Below are 24,244 nucleotides of genomic sequence, written 5' to 3' on the forward strand. Positions count from 1 at the left end.
CCGGGCATTTTCGGGGTGGTTCAAGAAATATGTGAGCGGCAACGGTTCTCAGCGCCACATAAAGCCGCTGTCGTGCTTGAACGGCGGCCGGTCGGCCCCCGACATGGCTCTCATCGGGGAATGGGAGCGGCGGAATACACCAATAGGGGGAAGGACGCATTCCGCTTTCCTGCCGGGGGCGGCTCTTTGTGATTAACCAGTGGTTTTCGATTAACCGATGGTCGTGACCGGCGCAGCGGAGCCGGCGGAAAACTGATCGACGGTTTCGGGATCCTCGGGGAGGAGGTCGGCGGGCAGCTCGCACCAGACGGTCCGCCCTCGGCCCCGGCCGTGGTCGCGGCTTCCCCAGTTGCCCTGCGACAGCTCGTCGACGATCATCAGACCGCGCCCGAACTCGGCCCCGGCGTTCTGGATCGCCGTACGGGGAGCCTCACGGTGCGGCGCGTCGAACGCGGCTCCCTGGTCGGTGACCTCTATCCGGATGATCGAGCCACACCGGAACAGGGCGAGCCGGATCGACTCATCGACCTGGCCCCGATCGGCGTGCTTGAAGGCGTTGGTGGTCAGCTCGGAGACGACCAGTCTCACAGACTCATAAGCGTGATGGTCGACACCGAGCAGTTCACCCACCACGCTCCGGGCGCGGGGAACCGATTCAGCCGTACGCGGCAGGAAAACTTCTCCGAGTTTCTTTGACTCCGATTGCATGATTGTGGCCTTTCGCCCCGGTGTCCGCACCGGCGTGGCGGCTCCCACTGAATATGTTGACCGGAAATCCGCCACCTGTTGACTTGTCCATCGACCATCCCAAACAATGACTACTGTCGGTAGTCGATTCGCTACACAATCAACGCACGAACGCTGCACTGGATTGCACGCTCACTGTGCATTTCCTGTGCGATGACGGGAGGAGCATGACCGAGAGAATCGCGGACCAAGAGCCTTTGATTGCACCTAGTCTACAATTCGGGGCACTACTTCGTGAATACCGCATAGCCGCTGGAATGCGACAAAAAGACCTGGCCGCCATCCTGGGATGGTCGGTTTCCCAGATCAGCATGATCGAGCGTGGCGAACGTGCCGCCAAGGAGGAGTTCGCCAGCAAGGTCGACGAGGTTCTCAACGCGGGCGGCGCGCTGCTGTCGGCCTGGCGGAAGGCGAACGAGCAGGCCACCCGCCTGCCGACCTGGTTCCGGCGCTGGGTGGAGATCGAGCAGAGCGCCGACTCGCTGCGGACCTGGGAACCATTGATCGTCCCCGGCCTGCTCCAGACAGCGGACTACGCGCGGGCACTCATCACCGGCAAGCCGGGTGTCACCCACGACCGGGTGGAGGCGACCCTGGCCGCACGGATAGACAGGCAACACATCCTCGACCGGGAAGACCCGCCCATGCTATGGGTAGTTCTGGACGAAGGCGTCCTCACCCGCCCGGTCGGCAACAAGGCGGTGATGGCCGGACAGATGGATCATCTTCTCGCGATGGCGGGGCGTCCGCGCGTCACCGTTCAGGTGCTCCCCCGCGACTCGTGGAGCACCACGGGGCTCATGGGAGCGTTCGTGATCGCGCGCGGCCGGAACATGCCTGACATGGCCTACGCCGAGTCCTCCGTGTACGGCCAGGTCACCGGCGATTCCGACGAGGTGGCGGAGATCACCGCAAGGTACGAGACGATCCACGGTGAGGCCCAGACACAGCGAGCCTCATCCGACCTGATCAGGGAGACGAGGAAACAGTGGACGACGTAACCAGGGAACTCGGCACGGCCGCGTGGCGCAAGTCCTCGCTGTCCGGCGACAACGGCGGCAACTGCGTGGAGATCGCGAAGCTGTCCGGCGGCCACCGAGGCATCCGCGACAGCAAGAAGCCCACCGGCCCGGCCCTGACCCTCACCTCGACCCAGTGGACCACCTTCCTGCACGGCGTGCGGAACGGCGAGTTCGACTAACCCCGTTTTTCACCCGTGACCGGCCTTCAACGACACCTCTGGAATCGACATCCAGGAGATTGAGCGTGCCGACCTGGAGAGGCATCGGCTGAAGAATGCCAGGAGATGACTGGCTGGTCCCGAGAACGGTCCGGGACCGGCCGGGGCCTTGAAGATCAGCGGTCCGACGTACAGGTTGGTGATCTTGATGATCCTGTGGAGAGGCAGGACTCGCCGGATCTGAATCAGATCGGCCCGAGAGGGCCGGAGCATGCGGCGACGCGACCGAGATGGCAGCATGGGACGTGGGAGGTGTCATGAGCGTTGACTTCACGACCGTTTATACGCATTTGGTCAGACTTTGCGAGAAGTACGGTATTGCCGAGTTGGCTGTTTTCGGGTCGGTTGCTCGTGGCGAGGATCACGAAGGAAGCGACGTCGACCTCCTCTACGTCCTGAAGCCGGACAGTGACATCGGGATCGAGTTCTTCGGTTTCCAGGAGGAGTTGGAAGCTCTGCTTGGCCGCAAGGTCGACGTGGTCTCCAAGGAAGGCCTCCACTGGGTCATCCGGGACCAGGTCCTCGATGACGCCCAGGTGCTGTATGCAGCGTGAGGGCCTTTACCTGGTGGACATCGTGGAAGCCGCCAGGAAGATCGCCTCCTAGCTCGAAGATGTCTCACCCGACGTGTGGGCCACTGACTCGATGCGCCGCGATGCGGTCATCTGGCAGCTCTCCATCATCGGTGAGGCCGTCGGAGGGATCTCGGACGAGACCCGAGCCTCCACCCCTGAGATCCCGTGGAAGCTGATCAGAGGGCTGCGCAACAACGTGGTCCACCGATACTTCAGCGTCGACTGGAAGATCGTGCACAGCGCCGCCACAGTGAGTGTTCCCGAACTGGAGCGGCAGGTACGAGATCTACTTCAGCGCGCCCACCCAGACCTCTTCAAGCGCCTGCAACAAGAAGAAGCGCGCTGAGCCCTCAGCTGATTGAGATCTTTAGTCGGCTTCTCCGCGTATGGCGGTTGGCGGTATCACCCTCACAAGGGCTCCCGGTCAATGCGCGGGGGGCGGAGATCATCTACACGGCGGAGCGTCGATGGTCGCGTCCGCGCAGGTGGTGTACCAGTGTTTGAGATCAATACCTGCGTCGCGCCTGGCTGATCGCCGTTGAAAAGCACGGCGTAGTACGTGGGGAAAAGCGCGGCGAGGACGATGAAGTGGCTCGGGACCGCTCACCGGCAACGCATCGTACGGGGCCGAAGACCAAAAGCACAGCGAGGACGATGAAGTCGCTCAGGACCGCTCACCGGTATCGCATCGTACGGGGTCAAAGATCAAAAGCGCGGCGAGGGCGGTGGAGTGGTTGGGGGCCGCTCACCGGTAACGCATCGCGCAGGGTGGGGGCGGGCGTTGGTCGGGTGTGGGTGACCGGGGGCGGGCCGGTGGAGCTCCGGGAGGGGGCAAAGCGGGTCATGGCGGGCGTGGAGGCGGGGCCGTGGTGGTGACGATCGGGGATTTTCCATGATCTGGATGAGTTGGCACGCTGGGGGCGTGCGGATTCACCCAGATCAAGAAAGGCGCCACTCCCGCCCCCTCGGGTGGGCCGCTTTTCGTGGTGGAAGGCCCGGTTCGTCCCCGCACCCGGCCGGGGGCGACCCGTGACCGGACATCCCGCGGACCTTCGTACCCCGCACGGCGAGAGCCCCGCGCGAGGCGGCGGCGAGGAGCGGCCCCGAACCCTTCCACACCGCGGCGGACCCGTACCGATGGGCGGTCTGGGGCCACTCCACCACCCTCGGCGCGCTTTTGACCTTCGACCCCGCACGACGCGACACCAACGAGCGGCCCTGAACCACTCCACCACCCTCGCCGCGCTTTTCCCCACGGACGACGCCACGCTTTTCCACCGTGACCGGCTCACCGGACTCGGATGCTCGTACACCACATCCGTGGACGCGACCGCAATTAAGCAACAGAGCCCTGAAGAAAGAGGCATGCGCCCGTCAAGCACTCAGGTCACCTCACAGGTCAGGGGCGCTCGTTTCGAGCAGGCGGCCCTCGGACAGGTGTAGCCGGCGGTTCACGCCGATCTCGGCGAGGAACCGCTCGTCGTGGCTGACCACCACGAAGGCGCCCTCGTACGAGCGCAGGGCGCCTTCCAGCTGGGCGAAGCTGACCAGGTCGAGGTTGTTGGTCGGCTCGTCCAGCAGCAGCAGTTGGGGCGCCGGTTCGGCGCACAGGACGCAGGCCAGGGTGGCGCGCAGCCGCTCGCCGCCGGACAGCACCCCGACCGGGAGGTGAACGCGGGAGCCACGGAACAGGAAGCGGGCGAGCAGGTTCATCCGCTCCGCCTCCGGCAGCCCGGGCGTGAACGCGGCCAGGTTCTCCGCCACGGTGCGGTCCAGGTCCAGCAGGTCCAGCCGTTGGGACAGGTAGGCGACCCGCCCGTCGGCCCGCTTGGTCCCGCCGCCCTCCGGCTCCAGCTCACCGTTGATCACGCGCAGCAGGGTGGACTTGCCGGCACCGTTGGGGCCGGTCAGCGCGATCCGCTCGGGCCCCCGGATCGTCAGGTCGGCGCCCTGGCCGGCGAAAAGTGCCCGCTCACCGTGGCGGACCTGCATCCGCTCGCCGAGGAAGACCGTACGGCCGGCCGGGACGTTGGTCCCGGGCAGTTCCAGCGAGATTCTCTGCTCGTCGCGCAGGGCGCGGCCCGCCTCGTCGAGCCGGGCCCTGGCCCTGCTGACCCGCGCGGCGTGCGTCTCGTCCGCCTTCCCCGCCGACTCCTGGGCGTTCCGCTTCATCGTCCCGGCGAAGATCTTCGGCAGTCCGGCGTCCTTGAGGGTGCGTGCGGCGTTGCCGGCCCGGCGCGCGGCCCGCTCACGGGCCTGCTGCATCTCCCGCTTCTCCCGCCTGACCTCCTGCTCGGCAGTGCGAATGTTCTTCTCGGCGACCTCCCGCGCGGCGCGCACGGCCTCCTCATAGAAGGTGAAGTTCCCACCGTAGGAGCGAATCTCGCCCCGATCGAGTTCGGCGATGCGGTCCATCCGGTCGAGCAGTGCCCGGTCATGGCTGACCAGCAGCAGGCAGCCGTTCCAGTCGGCGAGCACGTCGTAGAGCCTCCTGCGCGCGTCGAGGTCGAGGTTGTTGGTCGGTTCGTCGAGCAGCAGCACGTCGGGCCGCTTCAGCAGCTGTGCCGCCAGGCCGAGGGAGACGACCTGGCCACCACTGAGGGTGTGCAGGCGCCGGGTGAGGGAGACGTCCCCGAGGCCGAGCCGGTCCAGCTGGGCACGGGTGCGCTCCTCGATGTCCCAGTCGTCACCGATGGCAGCGAAATGCTCCTCGCTCGCGTCCCCGGACTCGATGGCGTCCAGCGCGCTGATCACCGGGGCGATCCCCAGGACCTCGGCCACGGTCAGGTCACCGACCAGGGGCAGCGTCTGGGGCAGGTAGCCCGGCATCCCCCGCACCGTGACCGACCCTGCGGCCGGGCGAAGTTCACCGGCGATCAGCCTGAGCAGCGTGCTCTTGCCGGCACCGTTGGGCGCGACCAGGCCGGTGTGTCCGGCGGGGACACTGAACGAGAGGTCCTCGAACACCGGGGTGTCGTCGGGCCAGGAAAAGGACAGGTTGGAAACCACGATCAGGGCGTCGGACATCGAATCGCTTCCGCGTTCGGCCGGCACGGTGAGGCCCGCCCGGCGAAATGGTCAGGACACGAAGGCATCACCGATCAGCGGTCCCGTGATGGGCACGTCACCGATGGCGATGGGATCCGGTATCACCCGGAGATGTCTTCTTCGCCTGCCATGTCATGCTCCGTTCCGCCACTACTGCCCGGCCACGGTATCAGCTGAGAGCCTCGTTTTCATTGGGATAAATCGGGGCCCTTGCCAGTCTGACCTGCCCCGACTCACCACCACTCGCCACCCCGCCACTCTTACCGATGCCGATGCCGATGCCGATGCCGACGCCGATGCCGATGCCGATGCCGACGCAAACACAGACGCAGACGCAGACGCAGCCGAGCCCGACGCCGTCGAGCCCGACGCCGTCGAGTCCGGCTCTGGCCAGTCCGGCTCTGGCCGGGGAAGGGGCTGCCGGGGTCCGCGGGTGTCCCCGCCCCGGACGAATTCGTGGCGGCGACCGATGGTCGCGTCGAGATCACCCTTCCCCGGGAAACCGCGAGGATAGGGGCATGAGCATCACACTCGCTGACGCACGCATCGTGACCCCCGAAGGTGTCCACGGGGGCTGGCTCACCATTGAAGACGGCCGCATCACGCATGTGGGCCAGGGGTCCGCTCCGGGGCCGGGGCTCGGGCTGGGCGGCCGGTATGTCGTGCCGGGTTTCGTGGACATCCACAACCACGGCGGGGCGGGCGGCTCCTTTCCCACCGGCGATCCGGAGCAGGCGAGCCGGGCCATCGAGCTGCACGCCCGGCACGGCACCACCACGCTGATGGCCAGCCTGGTCACCGCATCCCTTGACGATCTGGCCAGGACCGCCGCCGCCCTTGCCGACCTGTGCGAGGACGGCCTGCTGGCCGGGATCCATCTTGAGGGCCCCTACATCTCCGCGGCCCGGTGCGGCGCGCACAACCCGGCGCTGCTGCGCGAGCCCTCGCCCCAGGAGCTCGCCGGGCTGATCAGGGCCGGGCGCGGCCAGGTGCGGATGGTCACCATCGCCGCCGAATTGCCCGGCGCGCTGGACACCGTACGGGAGGCGACGGCGAGCGGCGTGATCGCCGCCCTTGGCCACAGCGACGCCACCTACGCCCAGACGATCGCCGGGATAGAGGCGGGCGGCAGCGTCGCGACCCATCTCTACAACGCGATGCCGCCGCTGCACCACCGCGACCCGGGGCCGATCGCCGCGCTGCTCCAGGACGAGCGCGTCACGGTCGAGCTGATCAACGACGGCGTGCATCTGCACCCGGCCATGACGCGCCTGGCCTTCGAGGTCGCCGGCCCCGGCAGGACGGCGCTGATCACCGACGCGATGGCGGCGGCGGGCATGGGTGACGGCCTCTACGGGCTCGGCCCGATGAAGGTGGACGTGGTGGACGGGGTGGCCCGGCTGGCCGAGGGCGGCGCCATCGCGGGCAGCACCCTGACCATGGACGTCGCGTTCCGGCGGGCCGTGCGTGAGGTGGGCCTGTCACTGGCCGAGGCGTCCGAGATCGCCTCCCTGACCCCCGCCAGGGTGCTCGGCCTCGCCGACCGCCTGGGGTCCGTCTCGGTCGGCAAGCAGGCCGATCTGGTGGTGCTCACCGACGAGCTGGAGGTCTCCGGCGTGATGCGCAGGGGCTCCTGGATCACCGAACCCCGCTGAGCCGAACCCCGCTGAGCCGATCGCTGTCCGGCGACGCGGGAGAAAGTCCGGCGACGCGGGGGAAACGGCGAATGCCCGGCCGGTCGGCCGGGCATTCGCACGGAATGTCAGCTGACCTGCGGGGCGACGACGACCTCGACCCGCTGGAACTCCTTGAGGTCGGAGTATCCGGCGGTGGCCATCGTGCGCTTGAGCGCGCCCATCAGGTTCATTGAACCGTCGGCCACCGAGGAGGGGCCGTGCAGGATCTGCTCCAGCGTGCCGATCGTGCCGAACTCGACCCGCTTGCCCCTGGGCAGATCGGGATGCTGCGCCTCCGACCCCCAGTGGAAGCCCTGGCCGGGGGCCTCGACGGCCCTGGCCAGCGGCGAGCCGACCATGACCGCGTCCGCGCCCACCGCGATCGCCTTGGCGATGTCGCCTGAGGTGCCCATGCCGCCGTCGGCGATGACGTGGACGTAACGGCCACCGGACTCGTCCATGTAGTCGCGGCGGGCGGCGGCCACGTCGGAGATCGCGGTGGCCATCGGCACCGCCACACCCAGCACCGTGCGGGTGGTGTGCGAGGCGCCGCCGCCGAAGCCGACGAGCACCCCGGCCGCGCCGGTCCGCATCAGGTGCAGCGCCGCGGTGTAGGTGGCGCATCCCCCGACGACCACGGGGACGTCGAGCTCGTAGATGAACTGCTTGAGGTTGAGCGGCTCGGCCCTGCCGGAGACGTGCTCGGCGGAGACCGTGGTGCCGCGGATCACGAAGATGTCCACGCCCGCGTCGATGACCACCTTGTGGTACTGGACCGTGCGCTGCGGGGAGAGCCGGACCGCCGTGGCCACCCCGGCCGCCCGGATCTCCTCGATGCGGCGGCCGATCAGCTCTTCCTTGATCGGCGCGTTGTAGATCTCCTGCAGCCGCCTGGTGGCGGGCTCCCCCTTGAGCTCGGCCACCTCCTGCAGCAGCGGCATCGGGTCCTCGTACCGGGTCCACAGCCCTTCGAGGTCGAGCACGGCGAGACCGCCGAGCCTGCCGACCTCGATGGCGGTCTTCGGCGAGACCACGCTGTCCATCGGGCTCACCACGACGGGCAGCTCGAAGCGGTAGGCGTCGATCTGCCAGGCGATCGAGACCTCCTCCGGGTCGCGGGTACGACGGGACGGAACGATGCCGATATCGTCGAGCGCGTAGGCACGACGGCCGTTCTTGCCGCGGCCGATCTCTACCTGAGTCATATGTCTGTCTTTTCCGTTCCGTGGCGTGCATGGCGCACGCCACGTTTTCACGAGTGCGCGGTGCGCGCCGCTCTAGCGACCGTGGTAATTGGGGGCCTCGACCGTCATCTGGATGTCGTGCGGGTGACTCTCCTTGAGACCCGCCGACGTGATCGGCATCAGCTCGCACCGTACGTGCATCTCGGGGATCGTGCTGCATCCGGAGTACCACATGCCCTGGCGCAGGCCGCCGACGAGCTGGTGGGCCACCGCGGCGACCGGGCCCCGGTAGGGGACCTGCCCCTCGATACCCTCGGGGATGAACTTGTCCTCGCCGCCGACATCGGCCTGGGCATAGCGGTCCTTGCTGAACGAGGCGCCGCCGCGCTCACGGTTGCGGACCGCGCCGAGCGAGCCCATCCCCCGGTACGACTTGAACTGCTTGCCGTTAATGAAGATCAATTCACCCGGGGACTCCTCGCAGCCCGCCAGGAGCGATCCGAGCATGACCGAGTCGGCCCCTGCCGCGATGGCCTTGACGATGTCGCCCGAATACTGCAGGCCGCCGTCGCCGATCACCGGAACCCCCGCGGGGCCGGCCGCGAGGGACGCCTCGTGGATGGCCGTCACCTGCGGGGCGCCGACACCGGCGACCACCCGGGTGGTGCAGATGGAGCCGGGCCCGACACCGACCTTGACCGCGTCGACCCCGGCGTCGACCAGCATCTGGGCGCCCGCGCGGGTGGCGATGTTGCCGCCGATCACGTCGACCTTGCTGTTGGCCTTGATCTTGGCGATCATGTCGGCGAGGCCCTTGGAGTGGCCGTGCGCGACATCCACCACGATCACGTCGACCCCGGCCTCGATCAGCGCGCTCGCCCGCTTCTCCGCGTCACCCCCGACGCCGACGGCCGCCCCCACGACGAGCCGGCCGTTGGCGTCCTTGGTCGAGAGCGGGTATTTCTCGCTCTTGGTGAAGTCCTTGACGGTGATGAGCCCGCGCAGCCGCCCCCCGGCGTCGACCAGCGGAAGCTTCTCGATCTTGCTCCGCCTGAGCAGCTCGAACGCGTCGTCGGTGGAGACCCCGACCGGCGCGGTGACCAGCGGCATCGGGGTCATGACCTCGCGCACCGGACGGTTGTGGTCGCTCTCGAAGCGCATGTCGCGGTTGGTGACGATGCCGACGAGCACGCCGCTCGCGTCGGTCACCGGGACGCCGGAGATCCGATAGGTGGCGCAGAGGCGCTCGACATCGGCGAGCGTCTCGTCCGGGGAGCAGGTGATCGGGTTGGTGACCATCCCGGCCTCGGAGCGCTTGACGAGGTCGGCCTGCTGGGCCTGGTCCTCGATCGACAGGTTGCGGTGCAGGATGCCTATGCCGCCCTGACGCGCCATCGCCACCGCCATGCGGGCCTCGGTCACCGTGTCCATCGCCGCGGAGATCAACGGAATCCGCAGGGTGATGCCCCGTGACAGCCGGGTGGTGGTGTCGGCCTGCCCCGGTTGCAGGTCCGAATACGCGGGCACCAGCAGCACGTCGTCGAACGTGAGCCCCCGCTCGGTGAACTTGGCCATCTGCAACCCTCCTGCCACGGCGCTCTCATGACGGGGAAAGGCGCCGACCCCCGGGTCACAGTTTAGAGTCTGGCGCCAAACTTGGTGGACGCGGGTGAAAGGCCGGATGCTCGGATCGTCCGCCTGGACCGCATACCCGGATCGGCGAGGTTTCTCGCACGCACCGGGGATCTTCGAGTCCCCGCGTCCAGGACCTCCCGGCCACCGCGGTCGCCTGCCCTTACCGCCCTGGATCGTCATACTCGTGCAGTTCGGGGTCTGTCTATCACATCCAGGCCATAAGGTGGGATCGTGCTCGATGATGTCCCTCGCGACCCGTTCGCGGATGACCCCGACGACCCGGCGGCGGCGCTAGGCGATCCTGACGATCCCGAGCCGCTGACCACGGACGAGCGCGACGAGGCCATGACCGACCTCGCCGACGTGGAGGTTTTCCGCTCACTGCTGGAGCCCCAGGGTGTGCTCGGCCTGGTGCTCGACTGCCCCGAATGCGGAGAGCAACACTACTTCGACTGGGAGTTGCTGCGCGGCAACCTGCGCCAGATGATCGAGAACGGCCAGCCCCAGGTGCACGAGCCCGCCTACCAGCCCAACCCCACCGACTATGTGAGCTGGGAATACGCCCGAGGCTACGTAGACGGCGTGATCGACACCGAGGAACACCGCTGATCCACGTCGTCGGTCGCACCAGCCCGCCCACCGCGAGCTGGAAGTGCGCCCGAGACTACGTGGACACCGAGGAACACCGCTGATCCACGTCGTCGGTCGCACCAGCCCGCCCACCGCGAGCTGGAAGTGCGCCCGAGACTACGTGGACACCGAGGAACACCGCTGATCCACGTCGTCGATCAAGGCGGCCAGCAGGGCGACCGCGGCGTCCGACGCGGGGACGGGCGTCCTGCCCGAGAGCGCCTCCACGAGTGCGTCGGTCTCGGCCACGGCCGGATCCTCGTCCGGCCCGTATCTTCGAGCCGGACGTCGCGGGTGAACCGTTGTCATGATCGTTCTCGCTCCGGGTCGTCGCGAGCCCCGTCCCGCGGTTCGGGCGCCTCCTCACGGCCCCTGCTCGACAGCTCGGCGGTCAAGCTATCGACTCCAGCTCCGCCATCGCTCGTAGCCGGGCCAGTGCCCTGTGCTGGGCGACCCGGACCGCACCTGGTGACATGCCAAGTACATTACCCGTCTCCTCCGCGGAAAGGCCCGACACCACTCGGAGCATGAGCAGTTCGCGCTGGTTGTCCGGCAGCCGCGACAGCAGCCGGCGGGCGTGTTCGGCCTCGATGTAGCGCACCACGGTCTCCTCGGGCCCCGGTCCCTCGTCGGGCCCGTCGGGAAGATCCTGGGTGGGCACGGCGGACCGCACGGAGCTGCGCAGCGCGTCGGCCACCTTGTGCGACGCGATGCCGAAGACGAAGGACGCGAACGGGCGCCCCATGTCACGGTAGCGGGGCAGTGCGGACAGCACCGCGATACATACTTCCTGGGCCACGTCGTCCGCGATGTGATACTGACCGGAAACCCGGCCCAGACGACCACGGCAATAACGGACGACCATCGGCCGCAGTTGCGCGATCAGAGATTCGATCGCGGCGCGATCCCCCTGAACGGCGAGGCTCGTCAGATCCTTGAGATCATCCCTATGGACAACCCCTTCGGACCTCGTCGCAAGCCTCACCCCATTTTTGGCGTCGGCGACGCATCCCTCGGTCACGTTAGGCATGATGCCCGCCCTGATAGTGCCTGTCGCCATCGCAAACGGCTACGGATTGGTCACATTGAGGTGGAGATAACGGCGCGTAATCGAGTGACGACCGCAGCGACTGCAGTATGTACAAATATTTCATTCGATTGCCAAATACGGCGACTATTCGTAGGAACCGTGTTCGCCCTTACGAGTGGCGTACCATGACGCGTTGAGGGCACATTTGGTTTACCGCAAAACGCGTACGGCTCGCGTCTCCCGAGAGACGCGAGCCGTACGGAACCGGTGAGGGATCAGTGGCCGTGGCCGTGACCGTGGCCCCCGGCGGCGGCCGGAGCCTCCTCCTCGGGCTTGTCCACCACGAGCACCTCGGTCGTCAGCAGCATGCCTGCGATGGAGGCCGCGTTCTGGACGGCCGAGCGGGTGACCTTGACCGGGTCGATGACACCCTGGGCGATCAGGTCGCCGTACTCGCCGGTGGCGGCGTTGAGGCCGTGACCGGCGGGCAGCTCGGAGACCTTGGACGTCACGACGTAGCCTTCGAGGCCGGCGTTCTCCGCGATCCAGCGGGCGGGCTCGACGAGCGCCTTACGGACGATGGCGACACCGGTCGCCTCGTCGCCGGTCAGGCCCAGGTCGTCGAGGACCTTGGAGACGTGGACGAGCGCGGAGCCACCGCCGGAGACGATGCCCTCCTCGATCGCCGCGCGGGTCGCCGAGATGGCGTCCTCCAGGCGGTGCTTCTTCTCCTTCAGCTCCACCTCGGTGGCCGCGCCGACCTTCAGCACGCAGACGCCGCCGGAGAGCTTGGCGAGACGCTCCTGGAGCTTCTCGCGGTCCCAGTCGGAGTCGGACTGCTCGATGGCGAGCTTGATCTCCTTGACGCGGTCGGCGATCGCCGAGGCCTCACCGGCACCGTCGACGACGGTGGTGGAGTCCTTGGTGATGACGACGCGCCGGGCGGTGCCCAGCACCTCCAGGCCGACGTGCTCCAGCTTGAGGCCGATCTCCTCGCTGACGACCTGGCCACCGGTGAGGATGGCGATGTCCTGCAGCATGGCCTTGCGGCGGTCACCGAAGCCCGGCGCCTTGACGGCGACGGAGGTGAAGGTGCCACGGATCTTGTTCGTGACGAGCACCGCGAGGGCCTCGCCCTCGACGTCCTCGGCGATGACCAGCAGGGCCTTCTTCGTCTGCGCGATCTTCTCTAGCAGCGGCAGGAAGTCGGCGACCGAGGCGATCTTGCCCTGGGTGATCAGGATGTAGGGGTCCTCAAGAACCGCCTCCATGCGCTCCTGGTCGGTCACCATGTAGGGCGACAGGTAGCCCTTGTCGAACTGGAGACCCTCGGTGAACTCGAGCTCCAGGCCCATGCTGTTGGACTCTTCGACGGTGATGACACCGTCCTTGCCCACCTTGTCGAACGCCTCGGCGATCAGCTCACCGATCTTGGCGTCCTGCGCGGAGATCGTCGCCACATTCGCGATCTCCTTCTTGTCCTCGACCGGGCGGGCCGACTCGATCAGCCGGTCGCTGACGGTCCTGGCCGCGATGTCGATGCCGCGCTTGAGGGAGAGCGGCTGGGCTCCGGCGGCCACGTTGCGCAGGCCCTCGCGGACCATGGCCTGGGCCAGGACGGTCGCGGTGGTGGTGCCGTCACCGGCGACGTCGTTGGTCTTGGTCGCCACTTCCTTGGCCAGCTGTGCGCCCATGTTCTCGTACGGCGCCTCCAGCTCGACCTCTCGGGCGATGGTGACACCGTCGTTGGTGATGGTCGGCGCACCGAACTTCTTGTCGATGACGACATTGCGGCCACGCGGGCCCAGCGTCACCTTGACCGCGTCCGCGAGAGCGTTCACGCCGCGCTCGAGAGCTCGGCGCGCGTCCTCCTCGAACGACAGGATCTTCGGCATGACAATCCTCTCTATAAGTACGTCGGCGCATCAAAGCCCCGGGCGCTCTCGCGACCCGGGGCTCGATACGTCATCTTTGTGAAGCGAGAACTACTTCTCGATGATGGCGAGCACGTCACGGGCGGAGAGCACGAGGTACTCCTCGCCGTTGTACTTCACCTCGGTGCCGCCGTACTTGCTGTAGAGGACCACGTCGCCCTCCTTGACGTCGAGCGGAATCCGCTTCTCGCCCTCGTCGTCCCAGTTGCCCGGACCCACCGCGAGGACCTTGCCCTCCTGCGGCTTCTCCTTGGCGGTGTCCGGGATGACCAGACCGGAAGCGGTGGTCTGCTCGGCTTCAAGCGGCTGGACCACAATGCGGTCGCCAAGCGGCTTAACGGGAACCTTGGTGGCGGTCGTCACGTCGGACCTCCCCTTCAGATTTGAATGATCTAGAAGAGGCGACCAGCGGTCTGCCGTCGCGGGTGTCAGACCTGCCTCGTCGCATGTATTTGGCACTCTCACCGGGAGAGTGCCAATACGGAACAGTATGCAAGGAGGGCTTGACAGTCAACACGAAGCGCCCTTCTGCGCTTCAGGCGAACGTCGAACCAGGTGGAAGCCCTTCGCAAAGCCCCACGGCGAAGGCGGTAGCGTCGGGTGGTGTGAATCTCGACGCATTCCGCGAACTTCTGACCCCGCGCGGCCAGGAGGCGCTGGGCGCGGCGGCCGAGGCCATCGGCGACGACCCGGTGGCGGCGGTGACAAGGTTAAGAAAGATCTACCATGCGGACCTGACCTCGGCTGCGCTCACCCAGGCCGAACTCAGGCTGCGCGCGAGGGAGAAGTTCGGCGCCGACGCCGGCCTCATGTACTTCACCCGGCCCGGTCTGGAGCAGGCCACCCGCCGCGAGGTCGCCGACCACCGGGCGCGGCGCGTCCCGGCGGGTTCACGGGTCGCCGACGTCTGCTGCGGTATCGGCGGAGACCTCCTCGCCCTGGCCAGGGCCGGCTGTGTCGTCGAGGCGGTCGACGCCGATCCGCTCACCGCCGCGATCGCGGCGGCCAACGCGGACGCCATGGGCTTCGGCGACCGGGTCTCGGTCCGCGCCGCCGACGCCTCCCTGCTGGACCCGGCCGCCTTCGACGTCCTGTTCGCCGACCCCGCACGCCGCACGGCGCGGGGCAGGACCTTCGACCCGATGGGGTACTCGCCCGCCTGGCCCGCCGTACTGGAGATGGTGGCCAGGGCCGGGGCCGCCTGCCTGAAGGTCGCCCCCGGGATCCCGTACGAGTTCGTCCCCGCCGGCGCGGAGGCCGAGTGGGTCTCCTACCGGGGCGACGTCAAGGAGGCCGTGATCTGGTGCGGCACACTGGCGGGCGAGACGGCGCGCAGGGCCACGATGCTGCCGTCGGGCGCCACGATGACGCCCGACCCCGCCCTCGGCGACCCCGGCACCGGCCCCGCGGGCCGCTACATCTACGAACCTGACGGCGCGGCGATCCGCGCCCACCTGGTCGCGGAGATCGCCGCGTCGGTCGGCGGGCACCTGCTCGACCCGCAGATCGCCTACATCACCGGCGATGTCGCGGCGCCGACGCCGTGGGCGTCGCGGTACGAGGTCCACGAGACGCTGCCGTTCTCGCTCAAGCGGCTGCGGGCGGCGCTCCGCGAGCGCGGGGCCGGCAATGTGACGATCAAGAAACGTGGCTCCGCGGTGGATGTCGACCGCCTCAGGAAAGATCTCCGGCTGCCCGGGGGTGAATCCGCGACGGTCATTCTCACCCGAATAGGCGACAGGCCATTTGCTTTCATATGCAGCCCCAGCTGACCAGCCAAAATGATTGATCATTCCAGCAAGCTGACAATTCCTATCTTTTAACCTCGCCGCCGGAAAACCTTGATCCAGAGGCTAAGGTTGCCGGTCAGGAGTTCTCTCTCGTCTCCGGTTCCATCTCGTTCATCGGCAGGACCGACCCAATCCAACCGCGCGGCTGAGCGTCGGCGAGTGAAGGAGCTCTCGGTGGATCACTCTGACCACACCCTGCTCCAGGCGGGCAGCCAGACCGCCATCTCCGACCGGATGCGCGAGCTCCTTGCCCGGGCGGCCCAGGACCATGTCTACGAGCAGCGGACCCAGGGCGCCGTGCTCGACGAGATCCGGCAGCGCCTGGAGGGCATGGAGTGGCTGCTGCGCGAGGTCAGGGAGCGCGAGATCGGCGGGCTGAACGGCACGCTCGAGTCCGTTCACGGGCGTCTGGACGACATCGCCGCCCGCCCGCCCTCCTGGGCCGAGGGCCTGGCCCAGCACGTCGAGGCGGTCCGCGACCACGTCGACGCCGTCGGCGAGCGGGTCGAGTCCTTCGGCCGCCGGGTCGACGCCGTCCGCGACCGGGTCACCCCCCTCGGCGAGCTGCCGAGCCTGTGGACCGATCTCGGCACCGTGGGCGAGAGCGTGGACGAGGCGCTCACCCGCCTCCGGGCGATCTCCGACGGCACCCAGGGCATCGACGAGCAGGTGAGGCAGCTGGCCGAGCACCTCGGCCGGCTCCAGGCCGACATGGGCATCGCGGCGCACCGGTTCGGTCGCCTGGACAGGGCGCTGGCCGACCTCTCCCAGCGCGCCGGGCGCATCGAGGCGGGGATGCTCGACCTGTCCGCCGGCGTCCAGCACGCCGTCGGCACGGCCGCCGACCGGGTGTTCGCCGCCGTCGAGCAGGTGGGCGGCAAGGTCGATCTGGTGGTGCCCAGGATCGACGAGCGCGCCGCCGCCGTCGAGAGTCGCGTCGACCGGCTGGACCGCCATCGCATGGCGGCGGGCGGCCGCTTCGACACCCTCGACGAGCGCCTCGACGACATCGAGGGCCGCCTCACCGGCCGGATGGACGTCATCGACTCCCGCCTGTCCACCCTGGACGGCCGCGCGGAGAAGTCCGGCGAGCGCCTGGAGAGCCTGGACGAGCGCATTGAGGCCCTGCCCTCCGTCCTCGGTGTCGGCGCCGGCGTCGGCGCGCTCATCGGCGCCCAGACCGACGAGCAGCGCGAGCGCTTCGACTCCCTGGACGAGCACGTCATCCGGGCCGAGGCCGCGCTGGCGCCGCTGGTCGAGATGCTCCGCGCCCAGCCCGACCGCGACCAGCTCTCCGAGGCCCTGAGCGAGACCGTGGAGCCCGCGCACGCGGACCTCACCCGCCGGCTGGGCGCCCTGGAGGAGACCATGCTGGCCCTGGCCGAGGCACTGCTCCGCCCCATCAGGGACAAGGACTGAAGGGACAGGACCGAAGGGTCAGGGACGGACCGGCCAGGGACAAGGGCTGAAGGGTCAGGGACAAGGGCTGAAGGGTCAGGGACCGACCGGCGCCCTCCCCGGCCGCTCAGGGCCCCGCAGCCGGCCGATCCCGTACGGGCGCCGTCAGCAGGTCCGCGCGGCGCCGAGGGCGTGGTCCGCGGCCGGGCCTTTCGCATCCGTCTCGCGGCACAGGTTGCCCCTGACCACGCCGAGCAGGGACGTCAGCTCCTCCGTCTGTTCCGCCGTCAGCCCCCGGGTCATCCGACGGTGCATCTCGGTGAGGACCCGGTCCACCTCGGGGCGGAGCGCGTGCCCCTTCGGCGTGATCTCGACGATGCTGATCCGCCGGTTGGCCAGGTCTGGCCTGCGGCTGACGAAGCCGCTGCGCTCCAGACGCTGTAAGGTCTTGGTCATGGTGGACACGTCGATGCCGACGATCTTCGCCAGCGCGTTCTGCGATTGGGGGCCGTTGTCCCACAGGGCGCCCAGCACGCGCTCCTGGCCCGGGTAGAGGTCGATCTCCCCGAGAAGGCTGGCGAGCAGGACCCGGTGACCGCGGCCGGTGTAGGCCATCAGGCAGTTGAGGTCACCGTCGTACTCGCCGCACCCCTTGGTCGCGTCCTCTGGACCTGGGCGAACTGTGGGACTCCAGCGCCCGTCACCGTCGTACTCGCCGCACCCCTTGGTCGCTTCGCACTCCTCGTCGAACAGCGGCTCCGCCATGTTCAGGTCCTTCCGTTCCCTTCCGAGACTACCGCTTGCATGTTGGCCGACCAAGTTGTAGAACTGCCTATTGGCTAGCCAAGTTGGTCGGCCAAGAAAGGATTCGTCATGCCGTTCGCACCGTTCACACTCGCCGGCCTCCAGCTGCCCAACCGCCTGGTGATGGCCCCCATGACCCGCTCGCGGTCCTACGCCGACGGGATCCCCTCTTCGCTGACCGCCCTCTACTACGCTCAGCGGGCCTCCGCCGGCCTGATCATCACCGAGGGGGTGCAGCCCAGCCAGGCGGGAAAGGGTTACATGGACACCCCGGGACTGCACACCGACGAGCAGGTGGCCGGATGGCGGGAGGTCACCGACGCCGTCCACGCGGCGGGCGGCAGGATCTTCGCCCAGATCATGCACTCCGGCCGGATCGGCCACCCCGACAACACCGGCGCGCTGCCCATCGGGCCGTCCACCGTACGACCGGCGGGACAGATCTTCACGCCCAACGGCATGCAGGACTACCCCACGCCGCGGGAGCTGACGACCGCCGAGGCGGAGGCGACCGTCCAGGACTTCGCGGACGCCGCCGCCCGCGCCGTGGAGGCGGGCTTCGACGGGGTCGAACTGCACGGCGCCAACGGCTATCTCATCCACCAGTTCCTGTCACAGAACGCCAACCTGCGCGAGGACCGCTTCGGCGGGTCGGTGGACAACAGGATCCGTTTCGGCGTGGAGACCGCGCGGGCGGTCGCCGACCGGATCGGCTCATCCCGGGTCGGTATCCGGTTCTCGCCGGGCAGCGGAGCGGGTGACCTGGTCGAGGAGGACATGCACGAGGTCTACCCGGCGCTGGCCTCCGAGCTCGCCGGGATCGACCTGGCCTACCTGCACCTGGTGGCGGGCTCCTCTGACGACCTCACCCAGGAGATCCGCAGATCCTGGCCGAACACCCTCATCGTCAACGACACGTCGATAGGCGACCCGGCCGCCAGGATCTCGCACTCGCTGGAGCGCGGCGCCGACCTGGTCTCGCTGGGCGCGTCGTTCCTGGCAAATCCCGACCTGCCGCTCCGCCTCCGCCTCGGCGCCGAGCTCAACCAGGCCGACTTCAGCTCGGCCTTCGGCGGCGACCACCGCGGTTACACGGACTACCCGGTGCTGGCCCTGCACTCCGCGTAGGAGCGGCGCGACCGGCGGCCGGGAACCGCCTCGAAGAGCCCGTACAGCCGCCGCCTACCGGGGGCGCGACGGCCGGCGGGCACCGGGGCCCCCGTGGACGGCCGCGAGCGTCACACCCGGCGCACCGGCCCCCGTGGACGGCCGCGAGCGTCACACGTGGACCGTGGTGACGGGCAGCGAGGAGTCGGCGGGGATGTCCAGCCGCGACGGCTCGACACCTGCCGCCACCAGGTCGGAGCCCAGGGCCGCCACCATGGCGCCGTTGTCCGTGCACAGCCCGGGGCTGGGGACCCGCAGCCGGACCCCGGCCGCCTCGCAGCGCTCCCGCGCCATCGCCCTCAGACGGGAGTTGGCCGCCACGCCGCCGCCGATCAGCAGGTCACCGACGTCGTACTCGGCGCACGCGCGCAGGGCCTTGCGGGTCAGCACGTCGACGACGGCCTCCTGGAACGACGCCGCCACGTCGGGCACGTGGATCGACTCACCCGCCTTCTCCCTGGCCTCCACCCACCGGGCCACGGCGGTCTTCAGGCCGGAGAAGGAGAAGTCGAGCGTCCCGTCGTCGTACTTGCCGCGGGGGAAGGCGATGGCCGCGCCGGAGCCGTCGCGGGCCACCCTGTCGATGTGCGGCCCGCCGGGGAACGGCAGGCCGAGCACCCTGGCCACCTTGTCGAACGCCTCACCCGCGGCGTCGTCCACGGTGGATCCCAGCGAGATGACGTCCCTCGCGACGTCGGGCACCAGCAGCAGGGACGAGTGCCCGCCGGAGACCAGCATGGCGATGCACGGCTTGGGCAGGGCTCCGTGCTCCAGCTGGTCCACCGCGACGTGGGCGGCCAGGTGGTTGACGCCGTACAGCGGCACGCCCAGGCCCAGCGAGTACGCCTTGGCGGCGGCGACGCCGACGAGCAGCGCGCCGGACAGGCCCGGCCCGGCGGTGACCGCGATCGCGTCGATGTCGGCGAGGCGCAGGCCCGCCCGTTCCAGGGCCCGCTCGACGGTCGGGGTCATCGCCTCCAGGTGCGCCCTGGAGGCGACCTCGGGCACCACCCCGCCGAAACGGGCGTGCTGCTCGACGCTGGAGGCGATGGCGTTGGCCAGCATGGTGTGCCCCCGGACGATGCCCACCCCCGTCTCGTCGCAGGAGGTCTCGATGCCCAGGACCACCGGTTCGTCACGCATGGAGATCCTTTCTCATCATGATCGCGTCGGTGCCGTCCTCGTAGTAGCGGAGGCGCAGGCCGATCTGCTCGAACCCGAACCTGTCATAGACCGCCTGCGCGCCCGGGTTGTCGGCGCGCACCTCAAGGAAGACCGAGACCGCGCCCCGGCGCGCGGCCTCGGTCAGCAGCTCGGTCAGCAGGGCGCCGCCGACACCGCTCCGGCGCCACTCGGCCAGGACGGCGATGGTCTGCACGTCGGCCTGGTCCCCCGCCGCGGCGAGGCCCGCGTAGCCGACGATCACCTCCTCGGCCAGGGCCACCACGTAGTGCCTGGTCCTCGGCTGGTCGTTGAGCTCGCCGCGGAGCATGCCCTCGCTCCAGGCGTCGGCGGGAAAGGTCTTGCGCTCGATCTCCATGACCGCGGGCAGGTCGTCGAAGGTCATCTGACGGAGCACCGTCGTCATGCGGAGACCTTCTTCGGCGCCGAGGGCACCCGGGCGTCGGGGCGGCGCAGGTAGATCGGGCGGGGCAGGCCGAGCACGGGGTGGGTGCCGCTCTCGACGACCGCGCGGACGCCCGGCTCGCCGAGTTGTTCGGCGGCCAGCGCGGCCAGCGCGCCCGCGTGGGGATACTCCGGCGCGTCCAGCAGCCGGGAGGCCCCGACGACCTCGGCGTACATCCGCGCGCCCGCACCGACCAGCGGGAGCTCCCCCGGCAGGTCCTGGGGCCGGTCCACCGCGGGGCCGGACAGCCGGGCGCGCATCTCCTGGTACTGCCCCCAGAACACCTCCTTGCGCCGGGCGTCGGTGGCCACCAGGAACGGCTCGGTCAGCCCGCTGCCGTAGGCGATCGCGTCGAGCGTGCACACGCCGTACGCCGGGACGCCCAGTGACGTCGCGAGGGCCTGGGCGGTCACCAGTCCGACCCGGAGCCCGGTGTAGGGGCCGGGGCCGGAGCCCGCGACGACTGTGGTGACGTCGCGGAGCGAGGCTCCGGCCTCGCTCAGGACCGTCTCGATCGTGGGCACGAGCAGCTCGCCGTGGCGGCGCGCGTCGACCGTCGTCGACTCGGCGAGGACCCTCGCACCGTCGTGCAGCGCTGCTGTGACGGCGGGGGTTGCGGTGTCAAAGGCCAGGACCAGCACGAACAGTTAGCCTAGTCCTTCCCGGGAGGGCTCAGGAGCACTGCCCGCGTGGGGCGCGGGTGAGGGCCTGCTCGGCGGGTGGCCTGCCGCTCCCCCGTCCGAGCCCCAGGTGAGTGGGCTCAGGTCTTGACCAGGGTGGCGTAGACGATGAGGTTGTCGCGATATTCGTTGCTGTCCCAGTCGAAGGTCCCGCCGCAGGTGATGAGCCGCAGGCCGTCCTCAAGGTAGACCTTGTCGGCGGGGAACCGTTTCTTGCTGATCTGCTCGATCGTGTCCACCCGGTACTGGGCGACCTTGCCGTCGCTGCGCACCACCTTGATGACCTGTCCCTCCCTCATCTCCTTGAGCTTGTAGAAGACGGCGGGCGCGGTCTTGGTGTCCACGTGCCCGAGGATCACCGCGGAACCCTCGTCCCCGGGGACCGCGCTGTCCTTGACCCAGCCCGCACTGTTCGGCTTCTCGTACGGTGGCAGGTCGATCCGGCCGTCCGTCACACCGAGCTTCATCAGGGGCGCCTTGATACCCAGGGACGGGATGTCGATGCGGCTGGGCACGACCGAGGCGCGGGCCGGCGGCTTCTCCTCGCCGCCGCCCCTGCTGTTGAGTGCGACCACGACGGCACCGGTGACGACTCCGGCCAGGATGACCCTGGACCAGCGGGTGGAATCGGCCATCGGGGACTACGAGCGACGGCGACGCACGACCACGATGCCGATGCCGCCCGCCAGGCCGAGGGCGAGCAGGACGCCCGTCGTGCCGATCGGCGCGCCCGAGTCGGCGGGGCCTCCTGCCGCGGTGCCACCGCCGCCCGTGCCCGGCGCCTCGGTGCTGATGATCGTCCTGGTCGGCTTGGAAGTGGGCTTGGACGTCGAGGTGGAGCTCGGCTCGGTGTCGGACACGATCCTGAGGTTGGTCTTGCCTGTGTCGTTGGTCCCCTCGCACCTGGCGTTGACCTCGTAGACACCGGCGGCCGTGCCGTCGGCGACGGTGGCCTGACCGCGGACCCACGGGCGCGGCGTCGGGCTGGCGGTGTTCGCGGGAGCCGGTGTGGGCGTCGCGAGGATCGGGTCAAGGGTCACCGGGGTGCGGAAGATCCGGGATGACGCGGTGCCGCGGTGCTCGGGACCCCCTTGCGGGATCGGGCAGTTCGCCAGGACCCACACCTTCTGCCCGGCCTTGGCGCGGGCCGGCTGGAGCTGGACCTCGATGTCCTGCCGGCTGCTGCCGGAGTCAGGCGGGGCTGCCGTGGGCGTGCTCGTCGGGCTGCCCGAGTTGGCCTCCGCCGAGCACCCGGCAATCCCGAAAAGAACGATGGCTCCCGCAACCGCGACACGCTTGACGCTTGGCACCGTCGAACTCCACTTCGCCCTCCGGCCGACGACCCTCGCCCGGCACGATGTCCCACCTGTTCCCCATTAAACATGGGCAAACCCGCCAGAGTCGATCAACGCGCCCGACGATCTAGACCAATGGCTCGCAGTACCAGCGTGTCAGGATTTCCCCGTCCCCGTAGGCAAATCAGATGACACCTTCCCAACGCGGTCCGACCCCGCGCAGGGTCACGGTCCGTTCCTCGCCCGGCTCGCCGGACGCACCCCTGCCGATGAGGATCTCCAGCCGGTCGTCGGCGAGCCCCTCCACCAGGCCCTCGCCCCACTCCACGACGGTCACCGACTCCTCCAGCGAGGCGTCCAGGTCCAGGTCGTCGACCTCCAGGTCACCGCCGAGGCGGTAGGCGTCCACATGGACCAGCGCGGGACCGCCGGAGAGCGAGGGATGCACCCGGGCGATGACGAAGGTCGGCGAGGTGATCGGTCCGCGTACCTTGAGCCCTTCGGCGATCCCCTGCACCAGGGTCGTCTTGCCCGCGCCGAGCGGGCCCGACAGCACCGCCAGGTCTCCCGGCCGCAGCAGCGCGGCCAGCCTCTCGCCCAGCTCCCGCATCTCCTCGGCCGTCGCCACGATTCTCACCGCTGCGTCACTCCCGTCACCACTCGCACCCGTGTCCGAGCTCATCGGTCCTCGTCGCCCGCGTCGGCATCGGCATCGGCATCGGCGATCGCCCGCTTGAGCAGGTCGTGCAGCGCGTTGTTGACGACCGCCGGCCGCTCCAGATGGACCAGGTGCGAGCTCTCTGAGATCTCGGTGAACCGGGCGCTCGGCAGCGCCGCCGCCATCGCCTTGCTGTGTTCGACGGGGGTGAGCCAGTCCTTGTCGCCGACCATGATGGAGGTGGGCACCTCGTCCAGCACGCCCAGCGCGCTCAGCTTGTCGTGCGATATCAGCGCCGGGTAGAACTCGGCGATCACCTCGAAAGGGGTGGAACGGATCATCGACTCGACGAAGTCGACGACCGTGGGACTGACGTTCATGGAATCGCCGAAACCCAGGTGGCGCAGGGCCAGGAAGGCCACGTCATTGCCGACCTGGCGGCTCTTGTCGACCAGCGTGCCACCGCGCCTCAGGATCGACACCGTGCCCGGCGTGACCTTGTGCACCACCTTCGACAGCAGCGCGGGCAGGCCGAGGGAGATCTCGCCGAGCTTGCCGGGAGATGTGGAGATCAGCGCGACGCCCTTGATCTTGTCACCGAACAGCTCGGGGTGCCGGTCGGCCAGCGCCATGATCGTCATACCGCCCATGGAGTGGCCGACGAGCACGCACGGGCCCGGCACCAGGGCCTCGATGATCTCGGCCAGGTCGTCGCCGAGCCGGTCGATCGAGCAGTCTTTCGTCGGGATGCGCGGCGAGCGCCCATGGGAGCGCTGGTCCCACAGGACCAGGCGATAGGCGTCACTCAGGTCGCGCCGCTGGTAGTGCCAGGAGTCGAGGTTGAGCGTGTAGCCGTGGCAGAACACCACGGTCAGCGGAGCGTCCTGGACGCCGTCCACCTCGGCGTACAGCGGAACCCCGTCGGAGGTGGTGACCGTGGTGGGACGGCCCCGAAGCTCTCCCAGCGGCTCGCTCACCTCCAGGTCGGGGCGGAGTCTGATCCGGCCTACCGCATACCGCTTGGCGAGGGCCCCGGCGGCCACTCCCGCGGACGCGACACCGACGATCGCGCCCGCGATACCGACCTTGCGCCGTGTGGTAATACTCATGCGACCCCCTGAGCTGC

At 69.0% G+C, this 24,244-nt stretch carries 24 protein-coding genes and 1 pseudogene; 9 read left to right on the forward strand and 16 right to left on the reverse strand.

Features of this window, described 5'->3' with window-relative positions:
- Window positions 1–210: 210 nt before the first annotated feature.
- Entirely contained in the window at window positions 211–708 is a 498-nt protein-coding gene (locus OIE13_RS25980) for an ATP-binding protein (RefSeq protein WP_326635649.1), read from the reverse strand.
- A gap of 206 nt (window positions 709–914) precedes the next feature.
- Here OIE13_RS25980 and OIE13_RS25985 point away from each other — a divergent pair, with 206 nt between their 5' ends.
- The 4 genes and pseudogenes from OIE13_RS25985 to OIE13_RS26000 all read left to right on the forward strand — a co-directional run.
- The gene (locus tag OIE13_RS25985) at window positions 915–1,748 is read left to right on the forward strand and encodes a helix-turn-helix domain-containing protein (RefSeq protein WP_326635647.1); all 834 of its coding nucleotides are present in this window, start codon (window positions 915–917) and stop codon (window positions 1,746–1,748) included.
- Window positions 1,736–1,948, forward strand: coding sequence for a DUF397 domain-containing protein (locus OIE13_RS25990; RefSeq protein ID WP_326828856.1), 213 nt, complete (start codon window positions 1,736–1,738; stop codon window positions 1,946–1,948). Before OIE13_RS25985 ends, OIE13_RS25990 begins: the two co-directional genes overlap by 13 nt.
- 296 nt (window positions 1,949–2,244) lie before the next feature.
- Window positions 2,245–2,541, forward strand: a complete 297-nt coding sequence (locus tag OIE13_RS25995) for a nucleotidyltransferase family protein (RefSeq protein WP_326635643.1) — start codon at window positions 2,245–2,247, stop codon at window positions 2,539–2,541.
- 70 nt (window positions 2,542–2,611) lie between these two features.
- Window positions 2,612–2,908: pseudogene (locus OIE13_RS26000) on the forward strand (HepT-like ribonuclease domain-containing protein); the annotation flags it as partial.
- Window positions 2,909–3,954: 1,046 nt separating this feature from the next.
- On the opposite strand, the gene abc-f reads toward OIE13_RS26000, so the two are convergent.
- A complete protein-coding gene (abc-f, locus tag OIE13_RS26005; RefSeq protein WP_326635642.1) occupies window positions 3,955–5,589 on the reverse strand; it encodes a ribosomal protection-like ABC-F family protein in 1,635 nt (544 codons plus the stop codon).
- 539 nt (window positions 5,590–6,128) lie between these two features.
- On the opposite strand from abc-f, the gene nagA reads away from it, so the two are divergent.
- Window positions 6,129–7,265 (forward strand): N-acetylglucosamine-6-phosphate deacetylase, encoded by a 1,137-nt coding sequence (gene nagA, locus OIE13_RS26010; protein ID WP_326635640.1) that lies wholly within the window; start codon window positions 6,129–6,131, stop codon window positions 7,263–7,265.
- Window positions 7,266–7,372: 107 nt separating this feature from the next.
- On the opposite strand, the gene OIE13_RS26015 is transcribed toward nagA, so the two are convergent.
- Both OIE13_RS26015 and guaB read right to left on the reverse strand, forming a co-directional pair.
- The gene (locus OIE13_RS26015) at window positions 7,373–8,491 is read right to left on the reverse strand and encodes a GuaB3 family IMP dehydrogenase-related protein (protein WP_326635638.1); all 1,119 of its coding nucleotides are present in this window, start codon (window positions 8,489–8,491) and stop codon (window positions 7,373–7,375) included.
- Window positions 8,492–8,563: 72 nt separating this feature from the next.
- The gene (gene guaB, locus OIE13_RS26020; protein WP_326635636.1) at window positions 8,564–10,045 is read right to left on the reverse strand and encodes an IMP dehydrogenase; all 1,482 of its coding nucleotides are present in this window, start codon (window positions 10,043–10,045) and stop codon (window positions 8,564–8,566) included.
- Window positions 10,046–10,336: 291 nt separating this feature from the next.
- Between guaB and OIE13_RS26025 the strand changes: the two genes are divergently transcribed.
- On the forward strand, window positions 10,337–10,714 hold the full coding sequence (locus OIE13_RS26025) for a DUF5319 family protein (protein ID WP_326635634.1): 378 nt from the start codon (window positions 10,337–10,339) through the stop codon (window positions 10,712–10,714).
- Window positions 10,715–10,852: 138 nt separating this feature from the next.
- On the opposite strand, the gene OIE13_RS26030 is transcribed toward OIE13_RS26025, so the two are convergent.
- The 4 genes from OIE13_RS26030 to groES form a co-directional block, all read right to left on the reverse strand.
- Window positions 10,853–10,984, reverse strand: a complete 132-nt coding sequence (locus OIE13_RS26030; RefSeq protein WP_326635633.1) for a hypothetical protein — start codon at window positions 10,982–10,984, stop codon at window positions 10,853–10,855.
- 142 nt (window positions 10,985–11,126) lie between these two features.
- A complete protein-coding gene (locus OIE13_RS26035; RefSeq protein WP_326635631.1) occupies window positions 11,127–11,765 on the reverse strand; it encodes a sigma-70 family RNA polymerase sigma factor in 639 nt (212 codons plus the stop codon).
- A gap of 275 nt (window positions 11,766–12,040) precedes the next feature.
- On the reverse strand, window positions 12,041–13,660 hold the full coding sequence (groL, locus tag OIE13_RS26040) for a chaperonin GroEL (RefSeq protein WP_326635629.1): 1,620 nt from the start codon (window positions 13,658–13,660) through the stop codon (window positions 12,041–12,043).
- A gap of 90 nt (window positions 13,661–13,750) precedes the next feature.
- Window positions 13,751–14,062: a co-chaperone GroES gene (gene groES / locus OIE13_RS26045; protein WP_030912806.1), complete on the reverse strand. Its 312-nt coding sequence runs from the start codon at window positions 14,060–14,062 to the stop codon at window positions 13,751–13,753.
- 242 nt (window positions 14,063–14,304) lie between these two features.
- Between groES and OIE13_RS26050 the strand changes: the two genes are divergently transcribed.
- Window positions 14,305–15,471, forward strand: a complete 1,167-nt coding sequence (locus OIE13_RS26050) for a class I SAM-dependent methyltransferase (RefSeq protein ID WP_326635627.1) — start codon at window positions 14,305–14,307, stop codon at window positions 15,469–15,471.
- 192 nt (window positions 15,472–15,663) lie between these two features.
- Window positions 15,664–16,908 (forward strand): hypothetical protein, encoded by a 1,245-nt coding sequence (locus OIE13_RS26055; RefSeq protein ID WP_326635625.1) that lies wholly within the window; start codon window positions 15,664–15,666, stop codon window positions 16,906–16,908.
- Between the two features lie 144 nt (window positions 16,909–17,052).
- Here the strand turns inward: OIE13_RS26055 and OIE13_RS26060 are convergent, their stop codons facing one another.
- On the reverse strand, window positions 17,053–17,652 hold the full coding sequence (locus tag OIE13_RS26060) for a MarR family winged helix-turn-helix transcriptional regulator (protein ID WP_326828857.1): 600 nt from the start codon (window positions 17,650–17,652) through the stop codon (window positions 17,053–17,055).
- A 108-nt stretch (window positions 17,653–17,760) separates the two neighbouring features.
- On the opposite strand from OIE13_RS26060, the gene OIE13_RS26065 reads away from it, so the two are divergent.
- Window positions 17,761–18,819, forward strand: a complete 1,059-nt coding sequence (locus OIE13_RS26065; RefSeq protein ID WP_326635620.1) for an alkene reductase — start codon at window positions 17,761–17,763, stop codon at window positions 18,817–18,819.
- Window positions 18,820–18,969: 150 nt separating this feature from the next.
- Here the strand turns inward: OIE13_RS26065 and tsaD are convergent, their stop codons facing one another.
- From tsaD to OIE13_RS26100, 7 genes are all read right to left on the reverse strand, one after another.
- A complete protein-coding gene (gene tsaD / locus OIE13_RS26070) occupies window positions 18,970–20,001 on the reverse strand; it encodes a tRNA (adenosine(37)-N6)-threonylcarbamoyltransferase complex transferase subunit TsaD (protein WP_326635619.1) in 1,032 nt (343 codons plus the stop codon).
- On the reverse strand, window positions 19,994–20,446 hold the full coding sequence (rimI, locus tag OIE13_RS26075; protein ID WP_326635617.1) for a ribosomal protein S18-alanine N-acetyltransferase: 453 nt from the start codon (window positions 20,444–20,446) through the stop codon (window positions 19,994–19,996). The genes tsaD and rimI overlap by 8 nt, the downstream gene beginning before the upstream one ends.
- Window positions 20,443–21,126 (reverse strand): tRNA (adenosine(37)-N6)-threonylcarbamoyltransferase complex dimerization subunit type 1 TsaB, encoded by a 684-nt coding sequence (tsaB, locus tag OIE13_RS26080; RefSeq protein WP_326828858.1) that lies wholly within the window; start codon window positions 21,124–21,126, stop codon window positions 20,443–20,445. Before tsaB ends, rimI begins: the two co-directional genes overlap by 4 nt.
- Window positions 21,127–21,245: 119 nt before the next feature.
- The gene (locus tag OIE13_RS26085) at window positions 21,246–21,800 is read right to left on the reverse strand and encodes a class F sortase (protein ID WP_326635614.1); all 555 of its coding nucleotides are present in this window, start codon (window positions 21,798–21,800) and stop codon (window positions 21,246–21,248) included.
- 6 nt (window positions 21,801–21,806) lie between these two features.
- A complete protein-coding gene (locus tag OIE13_RS26090; protein WP_326635612.1) occupies window positions 21,807–22,475 on the reverse strand; it encodes a hypothetical protein in 669 nt (222 codons plus the stop codon).
- A gap of 169 nt (window positions 22,476–22,644) precedes the next feature.
- On the reverse strand, window positions 22,645–23,142 hold the full coding sequence (gene tsaE / locus OIE13_RS26095) for a tRNA (adenosine(37)-N6)-threonylcarbamoyltransferase complex ATPase subunit type 1 TsaE (protein ID WP_326635610.1): 498 nt from the start codon (window positions 23,140–23,142) through the stop codon (window positions 22,645–22,647).
- Entirely contained in the window at window positions 23,139–24,227 is a 1,089-nt protein-coding gene (locus OIE13_RS26100) for an alpha/beta fold hydrolase (protein WP_326635608.1), read from the reverse strand. The genes tsaE and OIE13_RS26100 overlap by 4 nt, the downstream gene beginning before the upstream one ends.
- Window positions 24,228–24,244 lie beyond the last annotated feature (17 nt).

This window comes from Streptosporangium sp. NBC_01810 (assembly GCF_035917355.1).
Taxonomy (GTDB): domain Bacteria; phylum Actinomycetota; class Actinomycetes; order Streptosporangiales; family Streptosporangiaceae; genus Streptosporangium.

What these genes read in the sequence shown, in the direction of transcription:
- OIE13_RS25980 (WP_326635649.1), bottom strand. Translation starts at nt 708, where the DNA reads ATGCAATCGGAGTCAAAGAAACTCGGAGAAGTTTTCCTGCCGCGTACG.
- OIE13_RS25985 (WP_326635647.1), top strand. Translation starts at nt 915, where the DNA reads ATGACCGAGAGAATCGCGGACCAAGAGCCTTTGATTGCACCTAGTCTA.
- OIE13_RS25995 (WP_326635643.1), top strand. Translation starts at nt 2,245, where the DNA reads ATGAGCGTTGACTTCACGACCGTTTATACGCATTTGGTCAGACTTTGC.
- abc-f (WP_326635642.1), bottom strand. Translation starts at nt 5,589, where the DNA reads ATGTCCGACGCCCTGATCGTGGTTTCCAACCTGTCCTTTTCCTGGCCC.
- nagA (WP_326635640.1), top strand. Translation starts at nt 6,129, where the DNA reads ATGAGCATCACACTCGCTGACGCACGCATCGTGACCCCCGAAGGTGTC.
- OIE13_RS26015 (WP_326635638.1), bottom strand. Translation starts at nt 8,491, where the DNA reads ATGACTCAGGTAGAGATCGGCCGCGGCAAGAACGGCCGTCGTGCCTAC.
- guaB (WP_326635636.1), bottom strand. Translation starts at nt 10,045, where the DNA reads ATGGCCAAGTTCACCGAGCGGGGGCTCACGTTCGACGACGTGCTGCTG.
- OIE13_RS26035 (WP_326635631.1), bottom strand. Translation starts at nt 11,765, where the DNA reads ATGCCTAACGTGACCGAGGGATGCGTCGCCGACGCCAAAAATGGGGTG.
- groL (WP_326635629.1), bottom strand. Translation starts at nt 13,660, where the DNA reads ATGCCGAAGATCCTGTCGTTCGAGGAGGACGCGCGCCGAGCTCTCGAG.
- OIE13_RS26060 (WP_326828857.1), bottom strand. Translation starts at nt 17,652, where the DNA reads ATGGCGGAGCCGCTGTTCGACGAGGAGTGCGAAGCGACCAAGGGGTGC.
- OIE13_RS26065 (WP_326635620.1), top strand. Translation starts at nt 17,761, where the DNA reads ATGCCGTTCGCACCGTTCACACTCGCCGGCCTCCAGCTGCCCAACCGC.
- tsaD (WP_326635619.1), bottom strand. Translation starts at nt 20,001, where the DNA reads ATGCGTGACGAACCGGTGGTCCTGGGCATCGAGACCTCCTGCGACGAG.
- rimI (WP_326635617.1), bottom strand. Translation starts at nt 20,446, where the DNA reads ATGACGACGGTGCTCCGTCAGATGACCTTCGACGACCTGCCCGCGGTC.
- OIE13_RS26085 (WP_326635614.1), bottom strand. Translation starts at nt 21,800, where the DNA reads ATGGCCGATTCCACCCGCTGGTCCAGGGTCATCCTGGCCGGAGTCGTC.
- tsaE (WP_326635610.1), bottom strand. Translation starts at nt 23,142, where the DNA reads ATGAGCTCGGACACGGGTGCGAGTGGTGACGGGAGTGACGCAGCGGTG.
- OIE13_RS26100 (WP_326635608.1), bottom strand. Translation starts at nt 24,227, where the DNA reads ATGAGTATTACCACACGGCGCAAGGTCGGTATCGCGGGCGCGATCGTC.